Raw genomic sequence first — 20,436 nt, forward strand, 5'->3', positions numbered from 1 at the left:
GAAGCCAGCGCCGATTCAATGGTCAGACGCCAACTCCGCCATCCGCTGCAACACCGCATGCAGCCCATTGCTACGCGATGGCGACAGCTGGCGCTCAAGCCCCAGCTCGGTGAACCACCCGCGCAGATCGAGCCCGGCCAGTTCTGCACTGGTCATCCCCTGCACCCGCACCAACAGCAAGGCCAGCAGCCCGCGCAACAAGCGGGCATCGCTGCTGGCCTTGAACCGCCACAGCCCCTCGACCTGCTCGGCCACCAGCCATACCAGGCTTTCGCAGCCATGCACCCGGTTGGCCTCGGTTTTTTCGGCGTCAGCCAGCGGTTGCAGGCGCTCGCCCCACTGCATCAGCAGCCGCGCGCGCTGTTCCCAGCCCTTGCCTTGGGCAAAAGCCTCCAGCGCCTGGCGTGCGTCTTCAGGCAGCCTCATCGCAACAGCTCCAGGCCTTGATCGAGCGCGGCGAAGAAACGCTGCAGGTCATCGCTGTCGCTGTACAAGCCCAGCGATACGCGGATCGCACCTTCCAGCCCCAAGCCTTGTAGCAGCGGCATGGCGCAATGGTGGCCGGCACGCACGGCAATGCCCTGTTCGGTGAGCATGTGGGCGATGTCGGCATTGTGCACACCGTCTATGACGAAGCTGGCCAAGGCCGCCTGCGGGGCGCCGATTACCCGCACGCCCTCGCGATCGGCCAGGCCGCGCAGCAGGTGCTGGTGCAGGCTGGTTTCATGGGCTTCGACTGCCTGGGCATCAAGGCTGGCCAGGTAGTCCAGGGTCGCGCCCAGGCCAATCACCCCGGCGATCGGCGGGGTCCCTGCCTCGAACCCCAGCGGCGCCGGGCGAAAACTGGCGCTCTGGTACTCGGCCAGTTGCACCATTTCGCCGCCGAACTGCCAATGACGCAGCATCGCCAGCGCCTGGCTGCGGCCATACAGTACGCCGACGCCGTCCGGGCCATACAGCTTGTGGCTGGAGAACACATAGAAATCACAGCCCAGTTGCTGAACGTCATGGCGGCCATGCACCACACCCTGGGCGCCGTCGACCACGGTCAGCGCCCCCTGGGCGCGGGCATGGGCCAGCAGCGCCGGCAACGGCTGCCAGGTACCCAGCACGTTGGACAGCTGGCTGATAGCGAGCACCCGGGTGCGCGGGCCGATCAGCTGCAGCGCCTGGTCCAGGTCGATGCGGCCGTGGATATCCAGCGGCAGTACCACCAGGCGCAGGTTGCGCCGGTGCGCCAGCTGTTGCCAGGGCAGCAGGTTGGCATGGTGTTCCAGGGCGCTGACGGCAATTTCGTCGCCGGCCTCGAAGCGGTGCTCCAGGCCGTAGGCCAGCAGGTTCAAGGCCGAGGTGGCGCCGTGAGTGAACACGATCTGCTGTGAGTCAGGCGCATTGAGCCAGGCGGCGACCTTGTCGCGGCTGGTTTCGAAGGCCTGGGTGGCCAGTGCGCCGGGCAAATGCTGGGCACGGTGCACGTTCGCCGCGCCATGGCCGTAGTAATGACTCAGGGCGTCGAGCAGGGGCTGCGGCTTCTGGGTGGTGGCGGCGCTGTCCAGGTAGGTCTGGTGCTGCCGTTGCAGGGCGGCGATGGCGGGAAAATCGGCACGCCAGGGGGAGGGCTGGAACATGTTAGCGGGGCCTGGAATGAAAAACGGGTCTGGCGTTGTGCCAGACCCGATCTTAACATCCCCAACGACTCAGTTGTGGGCGTGCAGTGCCTCGTTCAGCTCGATGGCCGACTTGTGAGTCTTGCACTCGACCGCGCCGTTCAGCGAGTTTCGGCGGAACAGCAGGTCGGTCTGACCGGCCAGGTCGCGCGCCTTGACCACTTTGACCAGCTCGTTGTTCTCGTCCAGCAGGTTCACCTTGGTGCCGGCAGTGATGTACAGGCCGGCTTCGACGGTGTTGCGGTCGCCCAGCGGGATACCGATGCCGGCATTGGCGCCGATCAGGCAGCCTTCGCCCACCTTGATGACGATGTTGCCGCCACCGGACAGGGTGCCCATGGTCGAGCAGCCGCCGCCCAGGTCCGAGCCCTTGCCGACGAACACGCCAGCGGAAACGCGGCCTTCGATCATGCCCGGGCCTTCGGTGCCAGCGTTAAAGTTGACGAAGCCTTCGTGCATGATGGTGGTGCCTTCGCCAATGTAGGCGCCCAGGCGCACACGGGCGGTGTCGGCGATGCGCACGCCGGCCGGGACCACGTAGTCGGTCATCTTCGGGAACTTGTCCACCGAGAACACTTCCAGCAGCTCGCCCTTCAGGCGCGCTTCCAGTTGCAGCTCGGCCAGTTCGGCCAGGTCGACCGCGCCCTGGTTGGTCCAGGCCACGTTCGGCAGCAGCGGGAAGATACCGGCCAGGCTCACACCGTGCGGCTTGACCAGGCGGTGCGACAGCAGGTGCAGCTTGAGGTAGGCCTCAGGGGTGGAGCTGAGCGCGGCGTCTTCGGCCAGCAGAGTGGCGACCAGCGGCTTGTGGCTCTCGGCCAGGCGGGTCAGCAGGGCGGCCTGGGTGGCGTCCACGCCCTTCAGGGCTTCGGCCAGCTGCGCGGCCTGGCCATTGGTGAAGGCGATGGCCTGATTGCCGCCTTCATAACCAAGAACAGGGGCTACTGCGGCAACCAGCTCGGCGCTCGGGTTGAGCAGTGGTTGTGCGTAGAATACTTCCAGCCAGGTGCCCTGGCGGTTCTGGGAGCCGACACCGAAGGCCAGGCTGAACAGGGTATTGGACATGTGATTACCTCGTGCGAAATAGGGTAGGGGCTCAGGCCAGGGCAGCGGCGTACAGGTCGGGCTTGAAGCCGACCAGGGTACGCGCGCCAAGGTCGAGCACCGGGCGCTTGATCATCGACGGCTGGGCCAGCATCAACTCGACGGCCTTGGCCTGGTCGAGGTCGGCTTTGCTGGCGTCGTCCAGCTTGCGGAAGGTGGTGCCTGCACGGTTGAGGATGATTTCCCAGCCGTGTTCGTCGCACCAGCGGTTCAGGCTGTCACGGTCGATGCCTTGGGCTTTGTAGTCATGGAATTCGTAGGCGATGGCCTGGTCTTCGAGCCAGGTGCGCGCTTTTTTCATGGTATCGCAGGCTTTGATGCCGTAGAGCGTGTAGGTCATTGTGTGCATTGGGGATACAGGTTGCCCCAATTTCTCCATTTTTCGATTTCAGTCGCGGGATTATGCGGGAACGAAACAGTGAGCGCCACGGGTGTGCTTGCCTTGAGTCTTGCAGTATGTCGGAGATCCAGCGCCGCCCGCGCGGCGCATCGCCGGCAAGCCAGCTCCCACATCTGTTTCGGGCCAAGCACTCCTGCATCCTCCGCACTCGCGCCCTGGGTGCATGCCTGGAGGTTGCAGCAAAGCAGCAGCGCAACCTTCGATAGTGAAGGAAGCAGACAAGGGGGCGCGCGCCAATGCCACAGGTATGATTGGCCCGAAACAGATGTGGGAGCTGGCTTGCCGGCGATGCGCCGCGCGGGCGGCGCTCGATCTCACAGGCGCTGCACACCTCAAGGCATACACCCATGGGCAATACAGCCCGACCCTGCCCAATTACCCAACCGAAGTATCATCATGTTACACATTCATCCAACACCTGCGACTATCGTGCAGCGGTCCCCTATCCCCAGTCCCCGCTAACATATTGTTCCAATGGCGATGTTTCGCCCTGTTGTCGATTCTGGTTCACAAAGGAAGCCTTCCCGGATGCAGTCTGCCTACACCGTCCTGATCCTGCTGACGCTGGTCAGCCTGTCGAAGCTGGTCGGCCGCATGATTCCGCTGCCGTTGCCATTGGTGCAGATCGCCGCCGGCGCCTTGCTCGCATGGCCGACACTGGGCCTGCACGTAGCCCTGGACCCCGAATTGTTCCTGTTCCTGTTCTTGCCACCGCTGCTGTTCGCCGACGGCTGGCGCATTCCCAAACGTGAGTTGTGGCGCATCCGCGGTCCGGTGGTGGCGCTGGCCGTTGGCCTGGTGTTGTTCACCGTGGTCGGGGCCGGCTACTTCATTCACTGGCTGCTGCCGAGCATTCCGCTGCCGGTGGCCTTCGCCCTTGCCGCCGTGCTGTCGCCGACCGATGCCGTGGCGGTTTCGGCCATTGCCCAGGACCGCCTGCCCACCCCGCTGATGCATATGCTGCAGGGCGAGGCCTTGATGAACGACGCCACGGGCCTGGTGACTTTCAAGTTTGCCCTGGCGGCGGCGATTACCGGGGCGTTCTCGCTGGCCGACGCCAGCTTCAGCTTCGTCCTCGTGGCGCTGGGCGGCCTGGCTGTGGGCGTGGCCCTGAGCTGGCTGATCGGCCGTCTGCGCATGTGGATGATCACCCGTGGCTGGGACGACCCGGCCACCCACGTGGTGTTCATGCTGCTGTTGCCGTTTGCCGCCTACGTGCTGGCCGAGCGCCTGGGCGTGTCGGGCATCCTCTCGGCGGTAGCGGCCGGCATGATGCAGAGCTGGCTCGACCTGCTGCCACGGCAGACCAGCACCCGGCTGCTCAACCGCAGCGTCTGGTCGCTGCTGGAGTTTGCCTTCAACGGCCTGATCTTCCTGTTGCTGGGCCTGCAACTGCCGGACATCATCAAGGCCGTGGTCAGCCATGAAGCGACCCTCTGGCCGACACTGGCCTATCGCAGCCTGGACGTGGTGGCGATCTTCGCTGCGCTGATCGTGCTGCGGTTCATCTGGGTGCAGAGCATCTGGCGCGCCATTGGTGTGGTCCGTCGCTGGCGCGGCAAGCCGGCACTGGTGCTGATGCCGACGGCACGCTCGTGCTGGTTGCTGACCCTGGGCGGGGTACGCGGTGCGGTCACTCTGGCCGGTGTGATGTCGATCCCGTTGTTGATAGGGGCGGGCAACGCTTTCCCTGAACGTGACTTGCTGATCTTCATCGCGGCCGGGGTAATCCTGCTGTCGCTGATCAGTGCCTGCATCGCGCTGCCGATCCTGCTGCGTGGGGTGACCCAGAGCCCGGACGAGCGCTTGCAGAAAGAAGTGCAGAAAGCCTGGCGGCGCACCGCCGAGGCGGCGATCCATGCGCTGGAGGCAGAGGATGTGATTGACGCCAATGCCCCGCAGGATGCTGCGCAGGCGACCCTGGCGACCGAGCTGAAGGCACGCTTGATGGCTGAATACCGGGATGAACTGGACAGCTACAACGACAGTGCCGAAGCCAAGGCGCTCGCCGAGCAGATGGATCTGCTGGAGCGTAAGTTGCGCTTGCGGGCACTGAGGGCGCAGCGGTTGGAGCTGTACAACCTGCATCGCCAGCACGAGGTTGGGGATGAAGTGGTGCGGCAGGTGCTGGGTGAGCTGGATATGAGTGAGGCGAACCTGGGGTCAGTCAGGTAGAGCGTAGGGGCCGCAAAGCGGCCCCGGCAATCTTGACTGGCTGGCACAGGGTACTGCGCAGTCCTCAAGAACTATGCAGCCCTTGTTGAATCAGCGGTTCTGCAGGAACGCGCGAATCCGCTCCGCCGCCTCGATGCACTCGGCCAGCGGTGCGACCAGGGCCATCCGCACACGTCCTGCACCCGGGTTCACGCCGTCCACTTCACGCGACAGGTACGAACCCGGCACTACCGTGACATGCTGGGCCTCGAACAGGTCGCGGGTGAAATCGGCATCACAGCCCGGCACCTTGGCCCACAAGTAGAAGCTGCCGTCCGGGCGCTGTACGTCCATTACCGGTTGCAGGATATCCAGCACGGCATCGTACTTGGCGCGGTACTGGTCGCGGTTCTCGCGCACGTGCGCCTCGTCCTGCCAGGCGGCGATGCTGGCCAGCTGGGTTTGCACCGGCATGGCGCAGCCGTGGTAGGTGCGGTACAGCAGGAACGGCTTGATGATCGAGGCGTCGCCGGCGACGAAGCCCGAGCGCAAACCTGGCAGGTTGGAGCGCTTGGACAGGCTGTGGAACACCACGCAACGCTTGAAGTCGCTGCGGCCCAGCTCGGCGCAGGCGCTCAACAGGCCCGGTGGCGGGGCGTCTTCGTCGAAGTACAGCTCGCTGTAGCACTCGTCGGCGGCAATCACGAAGTCGTGTTCGTCAGCCAGGGCAATCAGCTGCTTCAGGGTATCCATTGGCACCAGCGCGCCGGTGGGGTTGCCTGGCGAGCACAGGAACAGGATCTGGCAGCGCTTCCAGACGTCGGCGGGTACGGCGTCGAAGTCGGGGTTGAAGCCGTTGTCTTCCAGGCACGGCAGGTAGTGCGGGGTGGCACCGGCCAGCAGCGCTGCACCTTCGTAGATCTGGTAGAACGGGTTGGGGCTGATGACCAGGCCATCATCGGCGCGGTTGACCACGGCCTGGGTGAAGGCGAACAGCGCTTCACGGGTGCCGTTGACCGGCAGGATATTGCTGTCGGCGTGCAGCCAGCCAGCCGGTACGCCAAAGCGCCGCTCGCACCACTGGCCGATGGCCTGGCGCAGGGCGGGCAGGCCGAGGGTGCTGGGGTACACCGCCAGCTTGTCGAGGTTGTCGGCCATGGCCTGGGCGACGAACGCCGGCGATTCGTGCTTCGGCTCACCGATCGACAGGGCGATGGCGCGTTTGTCCGCCGCAGGCACAACACTGCCCAGCAGGGCGCGGAGCTTCTCGAACGGGTAGGGCTGAAGCTGGGTCAATGCATGGTTCATCGGCGCAAGGTCTCGTCAATCGTCTAGTCGTTAAAAATTCACGCGGGTAGGGCTGGCATCACTGGTCTGGCCGGCCTGCAGCTGCTGGACGATGGCTTCCTGCAGGCGCCTGCACAGTTGTGGGTCGGACAACGGCTGGTTGTCGGCATCGGTGATGAAGAACACGTCTTCGACCCGCTCGCCGAGGGTAGCGATCTTGGCGTTCTGCAGCGACAGGTCAAACTCCAGGAAGATCCGCCCCAGCCGGGCCAGCAGGCCTGGACGGTCGGGCGCGGTGATCTCGAGGATGGTCACCGGGCGCTGGGCATCGTTGAGGATGGTCACCTGCGGCGGGAAGTTGAAGTGCTTGAGCTGGCGCGGCACCCGGCGCTGGATGATGGTCGGGTAGTCCTCGGGGTTGCGCAGCGCTTCGGTCAGGCCGTCGCGAATCTGCCTGACCCGCTGCGGGTTGTCACCGATCGAGCCGCCATCGTTGTCCAGCACGATGTAGGTGTCGAGGGTGAACTGGCTGCTCGAGGTGATGATCCGCGCGTCATGGATGTTCAGGTTCAGCTGCGACATGGCCGCCACCGTCACAGCGAAGAAGTCGTGCTGGTCGGGGGCGTAGATGAAAATCTGCGTGCCACCCTCGAACTCGCGCTGGGTGGTTTCCTTGATCAGCACCAGCGGCCCGCCATCGGCAGGTTGCTGCAGGATCGCGTCGGTGTGCCAGGCCACATCGCCGGCATTGTGCTTGAGGAAGTAGTCATCGCCAAGCTGCGACCACAGCTGCTCGACATCGTCCGGGTCGGTGCCTTCGCGTACCAGGATGTCCAGCGCTGCGGACTGCGTCTGGCGGATTTGTTCTTCGCGATCCAGCGGGTTTTCCAGGCCCCGGCGCAGCGCACGCTTGGTCTCGGAGTACAGCTGGCGCAGCAGGCTGGCCCGCCACGAGTTCCACAGGCTGGGGTTGGTGGCGTTGATGTCGGCCACGGTCAGTACATACAGGTAGTCCAGGCGCGTCTCGTCGCCCACGTGCAGGGCAAAGTCGTTGATCACCTGCGGGTCGGACAAGTCTTTGCGCTGGGCGGTGGTGGACATCACCAGGTGGTTCTGCACCAGCCACACGATCAGCCGGCTGTCCCAGGCCGGCAACTGGTGGCGTTCGCAGAATTTCTGCGCATCCACCGCGCCGATTTCCGAGTGGTCGCCCTGGCGACCCTTGCCGATGTCGTGGTACAGCCCGGCCAGATAGATCAGCTCGGGCTTGGGCAGGCGGCCCATCAGCTTGCTGGCCAGCGGGAATTTCTCGGACACCGGCGTGTATTGCAGCTTGCGCAGGTGCTTGATGAGGTTGAGGGTGTGCGCATCGACCGTATAGATGTGGAACAGGTCGTGTTGCATCTGCCCGACGATCAGGCCGAATTCCGGCAGGTAACGGCCAAGGATGCCGTAGCGGTTCATCCGCCGCAGGTTGCGGTGGATGCCGATTTCGCACTTGAACAGCTCGATGAACAGGCTGGTGTTGCGGATATCGGTGCGGAAGGTGTCGTCGATCAGGTGCCGGTGCTCGCGCAGCAGGCGTACGGTGTCGGCGCGCACGCCCTTGATCTCGGGGTGCTGGGCCATCAGCACGAAGATTTCCAGCATGGCGAACGGAGTGCGCTTGAACACGTTCGGCTTGCTGGCTTCTATGTAGCCGTCGTGCAGGCGGAAGCGTGCGTTGAGGGGTTGGGTAGTGCCGCTGTCATCGTCGGCGAGGATGACTTCCTCGAAATGCTGGATGATCAGGTCGCACAACTGGCTGATGCTCATCACCACCCGGTAGTACTGCTGCATGAACTGCTCGATGGCCCGCTTGGGGTTGTCGTCGCTGTAGCCAAGCAGCGCAGCAATGCTGCGCTGGTGGTCGAACAGCAGGCGGTCCTCGGCACGCCCGGCCAGCATGTGCAGGGCGTAGCGCACCTTCCACAAAAAGTCCTGGGACGAGGCCAGCAGTTCGTTCTCGCTCTCCAGCAAGAAGCCTTCGCCGGCCAGTGCGTGCAGGTTCAGGGTGCCGTACTGGCGGCGGGCCACCCACAGCACCGTCTGGATGTCGCGCAGGCCACCGGGCGAACCCTTCACATTCGGCTCGAGGTTGTACTCGGTGTCGTTGTACTTGTGGTGGCGGGCCTTGAGTTCGGCGCGCTTGGCCAGGAAGAAGTCTTTGCTGGGCCACATGTGCACGGTGCTGGTGACTTCGAGCATGCGCTGGCGCAGGGCTTCGGGGCCGGCGATGGTGCGGCTTTCCATCAGGTTGGTGATGACCGTGAGGTCGCGGGCCTGTTCGGCGCACTCGTCGACGGTGCGCACGCTCTGACCCACTTCAAGGCCGATGTCCCACAGCAAGGTGAGAAAACGCTCGATCGCGTCGCGGTACTGTTCGTGCTCGGCCGCGCCCAGCAGGATCAGCAGGTCGATGTCCGAATGTGGGTGCAGTTCGCCGCGCCCGTAGCCGCCCACAGCCACCAGGGCGATGCCGCTGGGGTCGCCCCAGGCAAACTGGTTCCACGCCTGTTGCAGGATATTGTCGACCAGCCAGGCGCGGGCTTCGATCAGCGGGCGTATTTCACCACCCGCGCGGAAACGCTTGTCGAGCACCTCGCCGGCCTGGCGGATGGCTTTCTTGAAGGCGGCGATGGGGCTCGCCTTGAGGGCCAGTTCCGCCTGGAACTGGCCGCGGTCGAACAGCTCGGGGTCCACCTGGGGCATCGCGTCACGTTCCTGTCGGGGGTGGCTGCCGGCGTGCGGTCAGGCCGAGATGCGCGGGATGGTGTCGTCCTTGCGCAGGGTGAAGATCTCGTAGCCGGTCGCAGTCACCACCAGGGTGTGCTCCCACTGGGCCGAGAGCTTGCGGTCCTTGGTGATGGCGGTCCAGCCGTCGCCCAGCACCTTGGTGTCGGCCTTGCCCTGGTTGATCATCGGCTCGATGGTGAAGGTCATGCCTTCTTTGAGTTCCATGCCGGTGCCGGCGCGGCCGTAGTGCAGAATCTGCGGCTCTTCGTGGAATACCTTGCCGATACCGTGGCCGCAGAACTCGCGTACCACCGAGAAGCCGTTCTTTTCCGCGTGCTTCTGGATCACTTCGCCGATGTCGCCCAGGCGGCAGCCCGGCTTGACCAGTTCGATGGCCTTGTACATGCATTCCTGGGTGACCTGGGACAGGCGCTCGGCCCATACCGGCACGGTGCCGACGTGGAACATGCGGCTGGTGTCGCCGTGGTAGCCGTCCTTGATCACGGTGACATCGATGTTCAGCGTGTCACCGTCCTTGAGCGGCTTGTCGTTGGGTATGCCGTGGCAGACCACATGGTTGATCGAGGTGCAGATCGACTTCGGGTAGCCCTTGTAGTTGAGCGGTGCCGGGATGGCCTGCTGGACGTTGACGATATAGTCGTGGCACAGGCGGTCGAGCGCTTCGGTGGTGACACCGGGCTTGACGTGCTCTTCGATCATTTCCAGCACTTCGGCGGCCAGGCGGCCAGCGATGCGCATCTTCTCGATGTCTTCTGCGGTCTTGATGGTGACGGTCATTACAGGCTCTCTACGGCGCCGTGCACGGCGCGAACAAACGGGAAAGGCCGGATTCTAGCAGAGCAGGGCGCCGATCGGTCGGGATAAAGGCGGCCATGCTGCTGTCTACAGCTGGCATTCTGGCGCGAAAGCCGGGGTGCTGCAAAAGCCGCTGACGGACGCAACAGTATTCGGGTTCCGTTCGCTCGCGGTCTGTGGTATAAAATGCGCCGCTTTCGGGGATGACCCCGTGAGCTTCAAACCCACACACGTGTCGACACGATGACCTGGGTGCCCCGATCTCTTCGGAATCGCGGGTTGGTCATTGGGATGCGTGGAGGCCCAACCCGACTTACCAAGGAACTATCATGTCCCAAGTCAATATGCGCGATATGCTGAAGGCCGGTGTGCACTTCGGCCACCAGACCCGTTACTGGAACCCGAAAATGGGCAAGTACATTTTCGGCGCGCGTAACAAGATTCACATCATCAACCTGGAAAAAACCCTGCCAATGTTCAACGACGCCCTGGCGTTCGTAGAGCGTCTGGCTCAGGGCAAGAACAAGATCATGTTCGTCGGTACCAAGCGTTCCGCCGGCAAGATCGTGGCCGAGCAAGCTGCTCGCGCCGGTTCGCCATACGTTGACCACCGCTGGTTGGGCGGCATGCTGACCAACTACAAGACCATTCGTGCTTCGATCAAGCGTCTGCGCGACCTGGAAACCCAGGCCGAAGATGGCACCTTTGCCAAGCTGACCAAGAAAGAAGCCCTGATGCGTTCGCGCGATCTGGAAAAACTGGACCGCAGCCTGGGTGGTATCAAGGACATGGGCGGTCTGCCTGATGCCCTGTTCGTTATCGACGTTGATCACGAGCGCATCGCGATCACCGAAGCCAACAAGCTGGGTATCCCGGTTATCGGCGTTGTCGATACCAACAGCAGCCCGGAAGGTGTTGACTACATCATCCCAGGTAACGATGACGCCATTCGCGCTATCGAGCTGTACATGACTTCGATGGCTGACGCCATCATCCGCGGCCGCAACCACGTTGCTGGCGGCACCGAAGTCTACGCTGAAGAAGCGGCTGCACCTGCTGCCGAGTAATTAGACGCTAGCGTCGACTTGGCACGCAAAAAGGGGGCTCTGCCCCCTTTTTGCCACCTTGAAATCCTGCTGTCAGCATCGGCCCCGCATCATGGGCCCGCTGAGTCAAAAACAGCGGATTTGCAGAATTGAACGCCCGTGAGCAACGGGTGGAATGGTTGAAAAACTTTCCAAGAGGATTTTGAAATGGCAGCAATTACTGCAGCGCTGGTCAAAGAACTGCGCGAGCGTACCGGCGAAGGCATGATGGATTGCAAGAAAGCCCTGGAAAAGGCTGGCGGCGACATCGAAAAAGCCATTGACGACATGCGTGCCTCGGGCGCCATCAAGGCCGCCAAAAAGGCTGGCAACGTCGCTGCTGAAGGCGCTATCGCCGTCAAGACCGACGGTAAATCCGCCGTCCTGCTGGAAGTGAACTCGCAGACCGACTTCCTGGCCCTGCAAGACGACTTCAAAACCTTCGTCGCCGAAAGCCTCGAAGAAGCCTTCGCCCAGAAGCTGACCGACGCCGCTCCGCTGATCGCTTCGCGTGAAGCTGCTCGTGAAGCCCTGGTTGCCAAGGTAGGCGAGAACGTCAACATCCGTCGCCTGGTGCGCGTTGAGGGTGACGTTGTCGGTGCCTACCTGCACGGCAACAAGATCGGTGCTGTCGTTGTCCTGAAAGGCGGCGACGTCGAGCTGGCCAAGAACATCGCCATGCACGTTGCCGCTTCGAACCCGGAGTTCCTGGATTCGTCGGAAATCTCCGCCGAAGCCATCGAGCGCGAGAAGGCCGTCTTCCTGCAGCTGAACGCTGACAAGATCGCCGGCAAGCCGGAAAACATCGTTGAGAACATGATCAACGGTCGTATCACCAAGTTCAAGGCCGAAGCCTCGCTGAAAGAGCAAGCTTTCGTCATGAACCCGGAAGTCAAGGTCGGCGAGCTGGCCAAGAAAGCCGGTGCTGAAATCGTTTCGTTCACTTACTTCAAAGTAGGCGAAGGCATCGAGAAGCCGGTCGACAACTTCGCTGAAGAAGTTGCCGCCCAGCTGGCTGCTGCCAAGCAGTAAGACAGCCCCGTCTGTCGCCACAAAGAGGCTGCCCGCTCACGCGCGCAGCCTCTTTGTCAAAGCGGGAGCGGTTTACAAGGCCGTTGCTCGCTGACGCAGTCGCTGCGTCACATTAGAGTTATACGCAGGCTCAAGAAGCCCGCCAGAATTTTACAAACGCCGCAGGAGAGATTCGCAATGGCTCAGCAGGGCAGTGGTCATCAGGCTCGCTATAAACGCATTCTACTCAAACTTAGCGGCGAGGCCCTGATGGGCTCGGAAGAGTTCGGGATCGACCCCAAGGTCCTGGATCGCATGGCGCTGGAAGTCGGCCAGCTGGTCGGCATCGGTGTCCAGGTAGGCCTGGTGATCGGTGGTGGCAACCTGTTCCGTGGTGCGGCGCTCAGTGCAGCCGGCATGGACCGCGTTACCGGCGACCACATGGGCATGCTGGCCACCGTGATGAATGGCCTGGCCATGCGCGACGCGCTGGAGCGGGCAAACATCACCGCCATCGTCATGTCGGCGATCTCCATGGTTGGCGTGACCGATCACTATGATCGCCGCAAGGCCATGCGCCACCTCAACGCCAAGGAAGTCGTAATCTTCGCTGCCGGTACTGGCAACCCGTTCTTCACCACCGACTCTGCCGCTTGCCTGCGCGCCATCGAAATCGATGCCGATGTGGTATTGAAGGCAACCAAGGTCGATGGTGTATACACTGCAGATCCATTCAAGGACCCGCATGCCGAGAAGTTCGATCATCTGACCTACGATGAAGTGCTGGATCGCAAGCTGGGTGTGATGGACCTGACGGCAATCTGTCTGTGCCGCGACCACAAGATGCCACTGCGCGTCTTCAACATGAACAAGCCCGGCGCCCTGCTGAACATCGTGCATGGCGGCGCGGAAGGAACTCTGATCGAGGAAGTTCAAAAATGATCAACGACATCAAGAAAGACGCGCAGGAGCGCATGACCAAGTCCCTCGAGGCCCTGGGTCGCCACCTGGCCGCGATCCGCACCGGTCGCGCCCATCCGAGCATCCTCGACAGCGTCAAGGTCACCGCCTGGGGTAGCGAGATGCCGCTGAACCAGGTTGCCGCGATCAGCGTCGAAGATGCCCGGACCCTGAAAATCGTTGCCCACGACAAGAATCTCAGCGCGGCCATCGAGAAAGCCATCCTCACCTCCGACCTGGGCCTGAACCCGTCCAGCGCCGGTACCACTATTCGTGTGCCGATGCCGGCCCTGACCGAGGAAACCCGCAAGGGCTATACCAAGCAGGCCAGCGGCGTTGTCGAGGATGCCAAGGTGGCCGTGCGCAACGTGCGCCGCGATGCCCTGGCCGACCTGAAAAAGCTGACCAAGGACAAGGAAATCAGCGAGGACGAAGAACGTCGCGCCGCTGACGAGATCCAGAAGCTCACCGACAAGTTCGTTGCTGACGCCGATGCAGCCTTCAAGGCCAAGGAAAAGGACCTGATGGCCGTCTAAGGCCGGGGTTTTTTAATGGAAAAGACCAAGCCAGCGGCGCCGTCCTCGGTGCCGCGTCATGTCGCGATCATCATGGATGGCAACAACCGCTGGGCGAAAAAACGCCTGCTGCCCGGCGTTGCCGGGCACAAGGCGGGCGTCGACGCCGTTCGCGCGGTCATCGAGGTGTGTGCCCAGTCCGGGGTCGAAGTGCTGACCCTGTTCGCGTTTTCCAGTGAAAACTGGCAGCGCCCCGCCGAAGAGGTCGGTGCACTGATGGAACTGTTCTTCTCGGCGCTGCGCCGCGAGGCCAGGCGCCTCAACGAGAACAACATCAGCCTGCGCATCATTGGTGACCGTTCACGGTTTCATCCCGAGTTGCAGGCTGCCATGCGCGAAGCCGAGGCGCTGACCGCCGGCAGCAATCGCTTCATCCTGCAGATCGCGGCCAACTATGGCGGCCAATGGGATATCGCCCAGGCCGCCCAGCGGCTGGCGCGGGAAGTGCAGGCCGGGCACCTGCGCCCGGACGATATCACCCCAGGCCTTTTGCAGACCTGCCTGTCGACCGGCGAGCTACCGCTGCCGGACCTGTGCATCCGCACTGGTGGCGAGCACCGCATCAGCAACTTCCTGCTGTGGCAGCTGGCCTACGCAGAACTGTACTTCTCCGACCTGTACTGGCCGGACTTCAAACACGAGGCCATGCGCAATGCCCTGGCCGATTTCGCTTCGCGCCAGCGCCGCTTCGGTAAGACGAGCGAGCAGGTCGAGGCTGGAGCTCGTGCTTAATGCTTAAACAACGCATCATTACCGCGCTGATCCTGCTGCCGATCGCGCTGGGCGGTTTCTTCCTGCTCAACGGCGGGGATTTCGCCCTGTTCATCGGTTTTGTGGTCACCCTGGGTGCATGGGAGTGGGCGCGCCTCGCCGGGCTGATGGCCCAGCCGCTGCGCATCGCTTATGCCGCAGCGGTCGCTGGGGCGCTGATGCTGCTGTATGTGCTTCCCGAGCTGGCGCCCTGGGTGCTGGGGGCTGCAGTTATCTGGTGGGGGTTGGCCACCTGGCTGGTGCTTACCTACCCGCGCAGCAGCGAACTGTGGGCCAGTGCCGCCTGCCGATTGCTGATCGGCCTGCTGGTGCTGCTGCCGGCCTGGCAAGGGCTGGTACTGCTCAAGCACTGGCCGCTGGGCAACTGGCTGATCCTGTCGGTAATGGTGCTGGTATGGGCCGCCGACATAGGCGCGTACTTTTCCGGGCGCGCGTTCGGCAAGCGCAAGCTGGCCCCGCAGGTCAGTCCGGGCAAGAGCTGGGAAGGCGTGTACGGTGGCCTGGCGGTCAGCCTGCTGATTACCCTGGGGGTCGGCATCAGCCGCGACTGGGGCGTCGGCCAGATCCTGCTGGGCCTGCTGGGTGCCGCGCTGCTGGTCATGGCCTCTGTGGTCGGTGACCTGACCGAGAGCATGTTCAAGCGTCGTTCCGGCATCAAGGACAGCAGTAACCTGCTGCCTGGCCATGGCGGCGTGCTCGATCGCATCGATAGCCTTACCGCGGCCATCCCGATTTTCGCCGTGCTGTTGTGGGCTGCCGAATGGGGTGTGATGTGAGTCGCCCGCAGCGCATTACCGTGCTAGGCGCCACTGGCTCGATCGGCCTGAGCACGCTGGACGTGATCGCGCGTCACCCTGACCGTTACCAGGCGTTTGCCTTGAGCGGCTATTCGCGCGTCGACGAGTTGCTGGCGTTGTGCGTGCGGCATCGCCCGGCCTTTGCCGTGGTGCCCAGCACCGAGGCGGCCGCGCGACTGCGCGAGGGCCTGGCAGCGGCTGGCTGTGCTACCGAGGTGCTCGAAGGCGAGGCGGGCCTTTGCCAGGTTGCCTGCGCTGCTGAGGTGGACGCGGTGATGGCCGCCATTGTCGGTGCAGCCGGCCTGCGCCCGACCTTGGCGGCGGTCGAAGCGGGCAAGAAGGTGTTGCTGGCCAACAAGGAAGCCCTGGTAATGTCCGGGGCGCTGTTCATGGAGTCGGTGCGGCGCAGCGGCGCCGTGCTGCTGCCGATCGACAGCGAGCACAACGCAATCTTCCAGTGCATGCCTGGCGACTACGCGCGCGGCCTGAGTGCCGTGGGTGTCCGTCGAATCCTGCTCACGGCCTCTGGAGGCCCGTTCCGCGAAACGCCTGTCGAGGCGTTGCTGGACGTGACGCCGGAGCAAGCCTGCGCGCACCCCAACTGGTCCATGGGGCGCAAGATATCCGTGGATTCGGCCAGCATGATGAACAAGGGGCTCGAGTTGATCGAAGCCTGCTGGTTGTTCGATGCCGTGCCGGCCAAGGTCGAGGTAGTGGTGCATCCGCAGAGCGTGATCCACTCCCTGGTCGACTATGTGGACGGTTCGGTGCTGGCGCAGTTGGGCAACCCGGACATGCGCACACCCATCGCCAATGCCTTGGCCTGGCCTGAGCGGATCGATTCGGGCGTGGCTCCGCTGGACTTGTTTGCCATCGCCCGTCTGGATTTCCAGGCGCCCGACGAACAGCGCTTCCCTTGCCTGCGCCTGGCCCGGCAGGCTGCCGAGGCCGGCAATAGCGCACCCGCCGTACTGAACGCGGCCAACGAAGTGGCGGTCGAGGCATTTCTCGAGCGGCGTATCCGCTTCCCCGATATCGCGGGTATGATCGAACAGGTGCTCGATCAGGAGCCCGTCGTACCGCTGCCGTCGCTGGACGCGGTGTTCGCCGCCGACCAGCGTGCCCGGGAGCTTTCCCGTGAGTGGCTGAGGCGTCACGGTCGCTGATGCAGGCCCACCACGGTTCGCGAGGGGCTGGGCATGACGCCGGCCCGCTGAACATCATTCGGAGATGGACATGACAGCGCTCTACATGATTATCGGCACCCTCGTGGCCTTGGGTGTGCTGGTCACCTTCCACGAATTCGGCCACTTCTGGGTCGCGCGCCGCTGCGGCGTCAAGGTGCTGCGCTTCTCGGTGGGCTTCGGCACGCCGCTGCTGCGCTGGCATGACCGCCAGGGTACCGAGTTCGTGGTCGCGGCGATTCCGCTGGGGGGCTACGTCAAGATGCTCGACGAGCGTGAAGGCGATGTGCCGCCCGCGCTGGCCGACCAGTCGTTCAACCGCAAGTCCGTGCGCCAGCGCATAGCGATCGTCGCGGCGGGCCCGATCGCCAACTTCCTGCTGGCGATCTTTTTCTTCTGGGTGCTGGCAATGCTGGGCACCCAGCAGATCCGCCCGGTGATCGGTGCGGTAGACGCCGGCAGCCTGGCCGCCTCGGCCGGCCTGGCGGCGGGTCAGGAAATCGTTTCCGTCGACGGTAAGCCGACCAGCGGCTGGTCGGCGGTCAATCTGCAACTGGTGCGCCGCCTGGGCGAAAGTGGCACCTTGCAGGTAGGGGTGCGTGATGAAGGTGCCAGCGCCGAGCGCCAGCTGCAGGTGAAGCTGGACAGCTGGCTGAAAGGCGCCGACGAGCCGGACCCGATCCAGTCCCTGGGGCTGCACCCTTGGCGCCCGGCGATCGTGCCGGTGCTGGCCGAGATCGACCCGAAGGGCCCGGCAGCGGCTGCAGGCCTTAAAACCGGTGACAAGCTGCTGAGCCTCGATGGGGTGGCGGTGACGCAATGGCAGCAAGTGGTCGACAGCGTGCGTGCGCGCCCGGATGCCAAGGTGGTGGTGCGCGTCGAGCGCGATGGCGCTGCCCTGGACGTGCCGGTGACATTGGCCCGCAAGGGTGAGGGCAAGGCGGTTGGTGGTTACCTGGGGGCGGGGGTAAAAGGTGGCGAATGGCCTGCCGACATGCTCCGCGAAGTCAGCTACGGGCCACTGGATGCGGTGGGTGAGGGCTTGTCGCGCACCTGGAGCATGAGCGTCCTGACCCTTGAATCGCTGAAGAAAATGCTGTTCGGGGAGCTCTCGGTAAAAAACTTGAGCGGACCGATAACCATTGCTAAAGTGGCGGGCGCTTCAGCCCAGTCCGGCGTCGGAGATTTCCTGAATTTCCTGGCCTACCTGAGCATAAGCCTAGGGGTTCTTAACTTGCTGCCCATACCGGTACTGGATGGGGGGCATTTGCTGTTTTACCTGGTCGAGTGGGCGCGCGGTCGTCCGCTCTCAGATCGGGTGCAAGGTTGGGGGGTCCAGATCGGTATCAGTTTGGTCGTAGGGGTGATGTTGCTCGCCCTGATCAACGATCTGGGTCGACTATAAAGCTTCGCTCAATTGCAAGCCTGCCGTGTTGTCACGGCGGGTTGTTTATTGCCAGTTGGAATAAAAGGACTTCATGAAACGTCTGCTGCTAACTGCGGTCATGTCCGCACTGATGATCGCTGAAGTTCACGCCGAGTCCTTCACCATCTCCGATATCCGCGTCAACGGCCTGCAGCGGGTTTCCGCCGGCAGTGTCTTCGGTGCCCTGCCGCTGAACGTCGGCGACCAGGCCGACGACCGCCGCCTGGTGGACTCGACCCGCTCGCTGTTCAAGACCGGGTTCTTCCAGGACATCCAGCTGAATCGCGACGGCAATGTGCTGATCATCAACGTGGTCGAGCGCCCGTCGGTGTCCAGCATCGAGATCGAAGGCAACAAGGCGATCAGCACCGAAGACCTGATGAAGGGCCTGAAGCAATCGGGCCTGGCCGAAGGCGAGATCTTCCAGCGTGCCACCCTCGAAGGTGTGCGTAATGAGCTGCAGCGCCAGTACGTGGCCCAGGGCCGCTACTCGGCCGAAGTCGACGCCGAAGTGGTGCCGCAGCCGCGCAACCGCGTGGCGCTGAAGATCAAGATCAACGAAGGCACCGTAGCTGCCATCCAGCACATCAACATCGTTGGCAACAACGTGTTCGACGATGAAACCCTGGGGCAGCTGTTCGAGCTGAAAACCACCAACTGGCTGTCGTTCTTCAAGAACGACGACAAGTACGCCCGCGAAAAACTTTCCGGTGACCTGGAACGCCTGCGTTCCTACTACCTGGACCGCGGCTACATCAACATGGACATCGCCTCTACCCAGGTGTCCATCACGCCGGACAAGAAACACGTCTACATCACCGTCAACATCAACGAAGGCGAGAAGTACACCGTTCGCGACGTGAAGCTCTCCGGTGACCTGAAGGTGCCGCAGGACCAGGTTCAGTCGCTGCTGCTGGTGCAGCCGGGCCAGGTATTCTCGCGCAAGGTGATGACCACCACCTCCGAGCTGATCACCCGCCGCCTGGGCAACGAAGGCTATACCTTCGCCAACGTCAACGGCGTGCCACAGCCGAACGAGCAGGACCACACGGTCGACATCATGTTCGTGGTCGACCCGGGCAAGCGTGCCTACGTCAACCGCATCAACTACCGCGGCAACACCAAGACCGAAGACGAAGTGCTGCGTCGCGAGATGCGCCAGATGGAAGGTGGCTGGGCGTCGACCTACCTGATCGACCAGTCCAAGACCCGCCTCGAGCGCCTGGGCTTCTTCAAGGAAGTCAACGTCGAGACCCCGCCAGTGCCAGGCACCGACGACCAGGTCGACGTCAACTACAGCGTCGAAGAGCAGGCGTCCGGCTCGATCACCGCCAGCGTCGGTTTTGCCCAGAGCGCCGGCCTGATCCTCGGTGGTTCGATCAGCCAGAGCAACTTCCTCGGTACCGGTAACAAGGTGTCCATCGGCCTGACCCGTTCGGAATACCAGACCCGCTACAACTTCGGCTTCGTCGACCCCTACTTCACTGCCGACGGCGTCAGCCTGGGCTACAACGCCTTCTACCGCAGCACCGACTACGACGACCTCGACGTCGACGTGGCCAGCTATGCGGTGGACAGCTACGGTGCGGGCGTCAGCCTCGGTTACCCGATCAGCGAAACCTCGCGCCTGACCTACGGCCTGAGCGTGCAGCAGGACAAGATCAAGACCGGCAAGTACACCGTTGACGAGATCTTCGATTTCCTCGACCAGGAAGGCGACAACTTCCTCAACTTCAAGGCCTCGATCGGCTGGTCGGAATCGACCCTGAACAAGGGCGTGCTGGCGACCCGTGGTCATTCCCAGAGCCTGACCCTGGAGTCCACCATTCCGGGCAGCGACCTGTCGTTCTTCAAGCTCGACTACCGCGGCCAGCTGTTCCAGCCGATCAACAACGACTACACCCTGCGCCTGCACACCGAGCTGGGCTATGGTGATGGTTATGGCAGCACCTCTGGCCTGCCGTTCTACGAGAACTACTTCGCGGGTGGCTTCAACTCCGTGCGTGGCTTCAAGGACAGCAGCCTGGGCCCACGCAGCACCCCGAGCCGTGGTGAAGGCAACCCTGGTGGCCGGCCTGGCACCATCGCCGACCCGGACCAGGATCCGCTGCCGTTCGGTGGCAACGTGCTGGTGCAAGGTGGTGTCGAATTGCTGTTCCCGCTGCCGTTCGTGAAAGACCAGCGTTCCCTGCGCACCTCCGTATTCTGGGATGTGGGTAACGTGTTCGACACCAATTGCGGCAACAAGCCTGATTGCGAGAAGGTCGGGTTCTCGGGCATGGCCAGCTCGGTCGGCCTGGGTGTGACCTGGATTACCGCGCTGGGCCCGTTGAGCTTCAGCCTGGCGATGCCGGTCAAGAAGCCGGACGATGCCGATACTCAAGTGTTCCAATTCTCTCTGGGCCAGACCTTCTAAGGTCGGCC

17 protein-coding genes are annotated in these 20,436 nt (G+C 63.3%); 10 read left to right on the plus strand and 7 right to left on the minus strand.

All coding sequences use genetic code 11. The features are described 5' to 3' along the window. Nucleotides 1-15 precede the first annotated feature (15 nt). From AC5O5R_RS05480 to AC5O5R_RS05495, 4 genes are all read right to left on the minus strand, one after another. Nucleotides 16-426, minus strand: coding sequence for a SufE family protein (locus AC5O5R_RS05480; protein WP_172227758.1), 411 nt, complete (start codon nucleotides 424-426; stop codon nucleotides 16-18). Beyond that, the gene (locus AC5O5R_RS05485; protein ID WP_172227756.1) at nucleotides 423-1,628 is read right to left on the minus strand and encodes a cysteine desulfurase; all 1,206 of its coding nucleotides are present in this window, start codon (nucleotides 1,626-1,628) and stop codon (nucleotides 423-425) included. The genes AC5O5R_RS05480 and AC5O5R_RS05485 overlap by 4 nt, the downstream gene beginning before the upstream one ends. 69 nt (nucleotides 1,629-1,697) lie before the next feature. Continuing rightward, the gene (gene dapD / locus AC5O5R_RS05490; protein ID WP_172227754.1) at nucleotides 1,698-2,732 is read right to left on the minus strand and encodes a 2,3,4,5-tetrahydropyridine-2,6-dicarboxylate N-succinyltransferase; all 1,035 of its coding nucleotides are present in this window, start codon (nucleotides 2,730-2,732) and stop codon (nucleotides 1,698-1,700) included. Nucleotides 2,733-2,763: 31 nt separating this feature from the next. Next, entirely contained in the window at nucleotides 2,764-3,111 is a 348-nt protein-coding gene (locus AC5O5R_RS05495) for an ArsC family reductase (RefSeq protein WP_172227752.1), read from the minus strand. 588 nt (nucleotides 3,112-3,699) lie between these two features. Between AC5O5R_RS05495 and AC5O5R_RS05500 the strand changes: the two genes are divergently transcribed. After that, a complete protein-coding gene (locus AC5O5R_RS05500; RefSeq protein ID WP_494515038.1) occupies nucleotides 3,700-5,346 on the plus strand; it encodes a Na+/H+ antiporter in 1,647 nt (548 codons plus the stop codon). Nucleotides 5,347-5,436: 90 nt separating this feature from the next. Here AC5O5R_RS05500 and dapC read toward each other — a convergent pair whose 3' ends face one another. From dapC to map, 3 genes are read right to left on the minus strand one after another with little or no spacing between them, the layout of a single operon-like run. Then, complete coding sequence (gene dapC, locus AC5O5R_RS05505) at nucleotides 5,437-6,633, minus strand: succinyldiaminopimelate transaminase (protein ID WP_172227748.1); 1,197 nt, start codon at nucleotides 6,631-6,633, stop codon at nucleotides 5,437-5,439. 30 nt (nucleotides 6,634-6,663) lie between these two features. Further along, nucleotides 6,664-9,363, minus strand: coding sequence for a [protein-PII] uridylyltransferase (locus AC5O5R_RS05510; protein WP_494515039.1), 2,700 nt, complete (start codon nucleotides 9,361-9,363; stop codon nucleotides 6,664-6,666). A gap of 39 nt (nucleotides 9,364-9,402) precedes the next feature. Continuing rightward, a complete protein-coding gene (gene map / locus AC5O5R_RS05515; protein ID WP_172231877.1) occupies nucleotides 9,403-10,185 on the minus strand; it encodes a type I methionyl aminopeptidase in 783 nt (260 codons plus the stop codon). A gap of 347 nt (nucleotides 10,186-10,532) precedes the next feature. On the opposite strand from map, the gene rpsB reads away from it, so the two are divergent. From rpsB to bamA, 9 genes are all read left to right on the plus strand, one after another. Further along, complete coding sequence (rpsB, locus tag AC5O5R_RS05520; RefSeq protein ID WP_172231881.1) at nucleotides 10,533-11,270, plus strand: 30S ribosomal protein S2; 738 nt, start codon at nucleotides 10,533-10,535, stop codon at nucleotides 11,268-11,270. 186 nt (nucleotides 11,271-11,456) lie between these two features. Continuing rightward, on the plus strand, nucleotides 11,457-12,320 hold the full coding sequence (tsf, locus tag AC5O5R_RS05525) for a translation elongation factor Ts (protein WP_172231884.1): 864 nt from the start codon (nucleotides 11,457-11,459) through the stop codon (nucleotides 12,318-12,320). Nucleotides 12,321-12,497: 177 nt separating this feature from the next. Continuing rightward, the gene (gene pyrH / locus AC5O5R_RS05530; protein WP_027920035.1) at nucleotides 12,498-13,241 is read left to right on the plus strand and encodes a UMP kinase; all 744 of its coding nucleotides are present in this window, start codon (nucleotides 12,498-12,500) and stop codon (nucleotides 13,239-13,241) included. Further along, nucleotides 13,238-13,795 carry a ribosome recycling factor gene (gene frr / locus AC5O5R_RS05535; protein ID WP_172219519.1) on the plus strand — a complete coding sequence of 186 codons (558 nt, stop codon included), beginning with the start codon at nucleotides 13,238-13,240 and terminating at the stop codon, nucleotides 13,793-13,795. The genes pyrH and frr overlap by 4 nt, the downstream gene beginning before the upstream one ends. Nucleotides 13,796-13,810: 15 nt before the next feature. Next, entirely contained in the window at nucleotides 13,811-14,566 is a 756-nt protein-coding gene (uppS, locus tag AC5O5R_RS05540; protein ID WP_172219521.1) for a polyprenyl diphosphate synthase, read from the plus strand. Beyond that, nucleotides 14,566-15,381: a phosphatidate cytidylyltransferase gene (locus AC5O5R_RS05545; protein ID WP_172219523.1), complete on the plus strand. Its 816-nt coding sequence runs from the start codon at nucleotides 14,566-14,568 to the stop codon at nucleotides 15,379-15,381. Before uppS ends, AC5O5R_RS05545 begins: the two co-directional genes overlap by 1 nt. Further along, the gene (gene ispC, locus AC5O5R_RS05550) at nucleotides 15,378-16,568 is read left to right on the plus strand and encodes a 1-deoxy-D-xylulose-5-phosphate reductoisomerase (RefSeq protein ID WP_172219525.1); all 1,191 of its coding nucleotides are present in this window, start codon (nucleotides 15,378-15,380) and stop codon (nucleotides 16,566-16,568) included. Before AC5O5R_RS05545 ends, ispC begins: the two co-directional genes overlap by 4 nt. Nucleotides 16,569-16,638: 70 nt before the next feature. After that, the gene (gene rseP / locus AC5O5R_RS05555) at nucleotides 16,639-17,991 is read left to right on the plus strand and encodes an RIP metalloprotease RseP (protein ID WP_494515040.1); all 1,353 of its coding nucleotides are present in this window, start codon (nucleotides 16,639-16,641) and stop codon (nucleotides 17,989-17,991) included. A gap of 73 nt (nucleotides 17,992-18,064) precedes the next feature. Then, nucleotides 18,065-20,428: an outer membrane protein assembly factor BamA gene (gene bamA, locus AC5O5R_RS05560; RefSeq protein WP_494515041.1), complete on the plus strand. Its 2,364-nt coding sequence runs from the start codon at nucleotides 18,065-18,067 to the stop codon at nucleotides 20,426-20,428. The last annotated feature ends 8 nt before the right edge of the window (nucleotides 20,429-20,436 follow it).

The organism is Pseudomonas sp. 8_5_2 (assembly GCF_059295255.1).

Excerpts from the sequence above, each read along its gene's own strand:
- AC5O5R_RS05495 (WP_172227752.1), bottom strand. The coding sequence starts at position 3,111 with ATGACCTACACGCTCTACGGCATCAAAGCCTGCGATACCATGAAAAAA.
- dapD (WP_172227754.1), bottom strand. The coding sequence starts at position 2,732 with ATGTCCAATACCCTGTTCAGCCTGGCCTTCGGTGTCGGCTCCCAGAAC.
- AC5O5R_RS05480 (WP_172227758.1), bottom strand. The coding sequence starts at position 426 with ATGAGGCTGCCTGAAGACGCACGCCAGGCGCTGGAGGCTTTTGCCCAA.
- bamA (WP_494515041.1), top strand. The coding sequence starts at position 18,065 with ATGAAACGTCTGCTGCTAACTGCGGTCATGTCCGCACTGATGATCGCT.
- rpsB (WP_172231881.1), top strand. The coding sequence starts at position 10,533 with ATGTCCCAAGTCAATATGCGCGATATGCTGAAGGCCGGTGTGCACTTC.
- AC5O5R_RS05510 (WP_494515039.1), bottom strand. The coding sequence starts at position 9,363 with ATGCCCCAGGTGGACCCCGAGCTGTTCGACCGCGGCCAGTTCCAGGCG.
- dapC (WP_172227748.1), bottom strand. The coding sequence starts at position 6,633 with ATGAACCATGCATTGACCCAGCTTCAGCCCTACCCGTTCGAGAAGCTC.
- AC5O5R_RS05545 (WP_172219523.1), top strand. The coding sequence starts at position 14,566 with ATGCTTAAACAACGCATCATTACCGCGCTGATCCTGCTGCCGATCGCG.
- AC5O5R_RS05485 (WP_172227756.1), bottom strand. The coding sequence starts at position 1,628 with ATGTTCCAGCCCTCCCCCTGGCGTGCCGATTTTCCCGCCATCGCCGCC.
- frr (WP_172219519.1), top strand. The coding sequence starts at position 13,238 with ATGATCAACGACATCAAGAAAGACGCGCAGGAGCGCATGACCAAGTCC.
- AC5O5R_RS05500 (WP_494515038.1), top strand. The coding sequence starts at position 3,700 with ATGCAGTCTGCCTACACCGTCCTGATCCTGCTGACGCTGGTCAGCCTG.
- pyrH (WP_027920035.1), top strand. The coding sequence starts at position 12,498 with ATGGCTCAGCAGGGCAGTGGTCATCAGGCTCGCTATAAACGCATTCTA.
- map (WP_172231877.1), bottom strand. The coding sequence starts at position 10,185 with ATGACCGTCACCATCAAGACCGCAGAAGACATCGAGAAGATGCGCATC.
- rseP (WP_494515040.1), top strand. The coding sequence starts at position 16,639 with ATGACAGCGCTCTACATGATTATCGGCACCCTCGTGGCCTTGGGTGTG.
- uppS (WP_172219521.1), top strand. The coding sequence starts at position 13,811 with ATGGAAAAGACCAAGCCAGCGGCGCCGTCCTCGGTGCCGCGTCATGTC.
- tsf (WP_172231884.1), top strand. The coding sequence starts at position 11,457 with ATGGCAGCAATTACTGCAGCGCTGGTCAAAGAACTGCGCGAGCGTACC.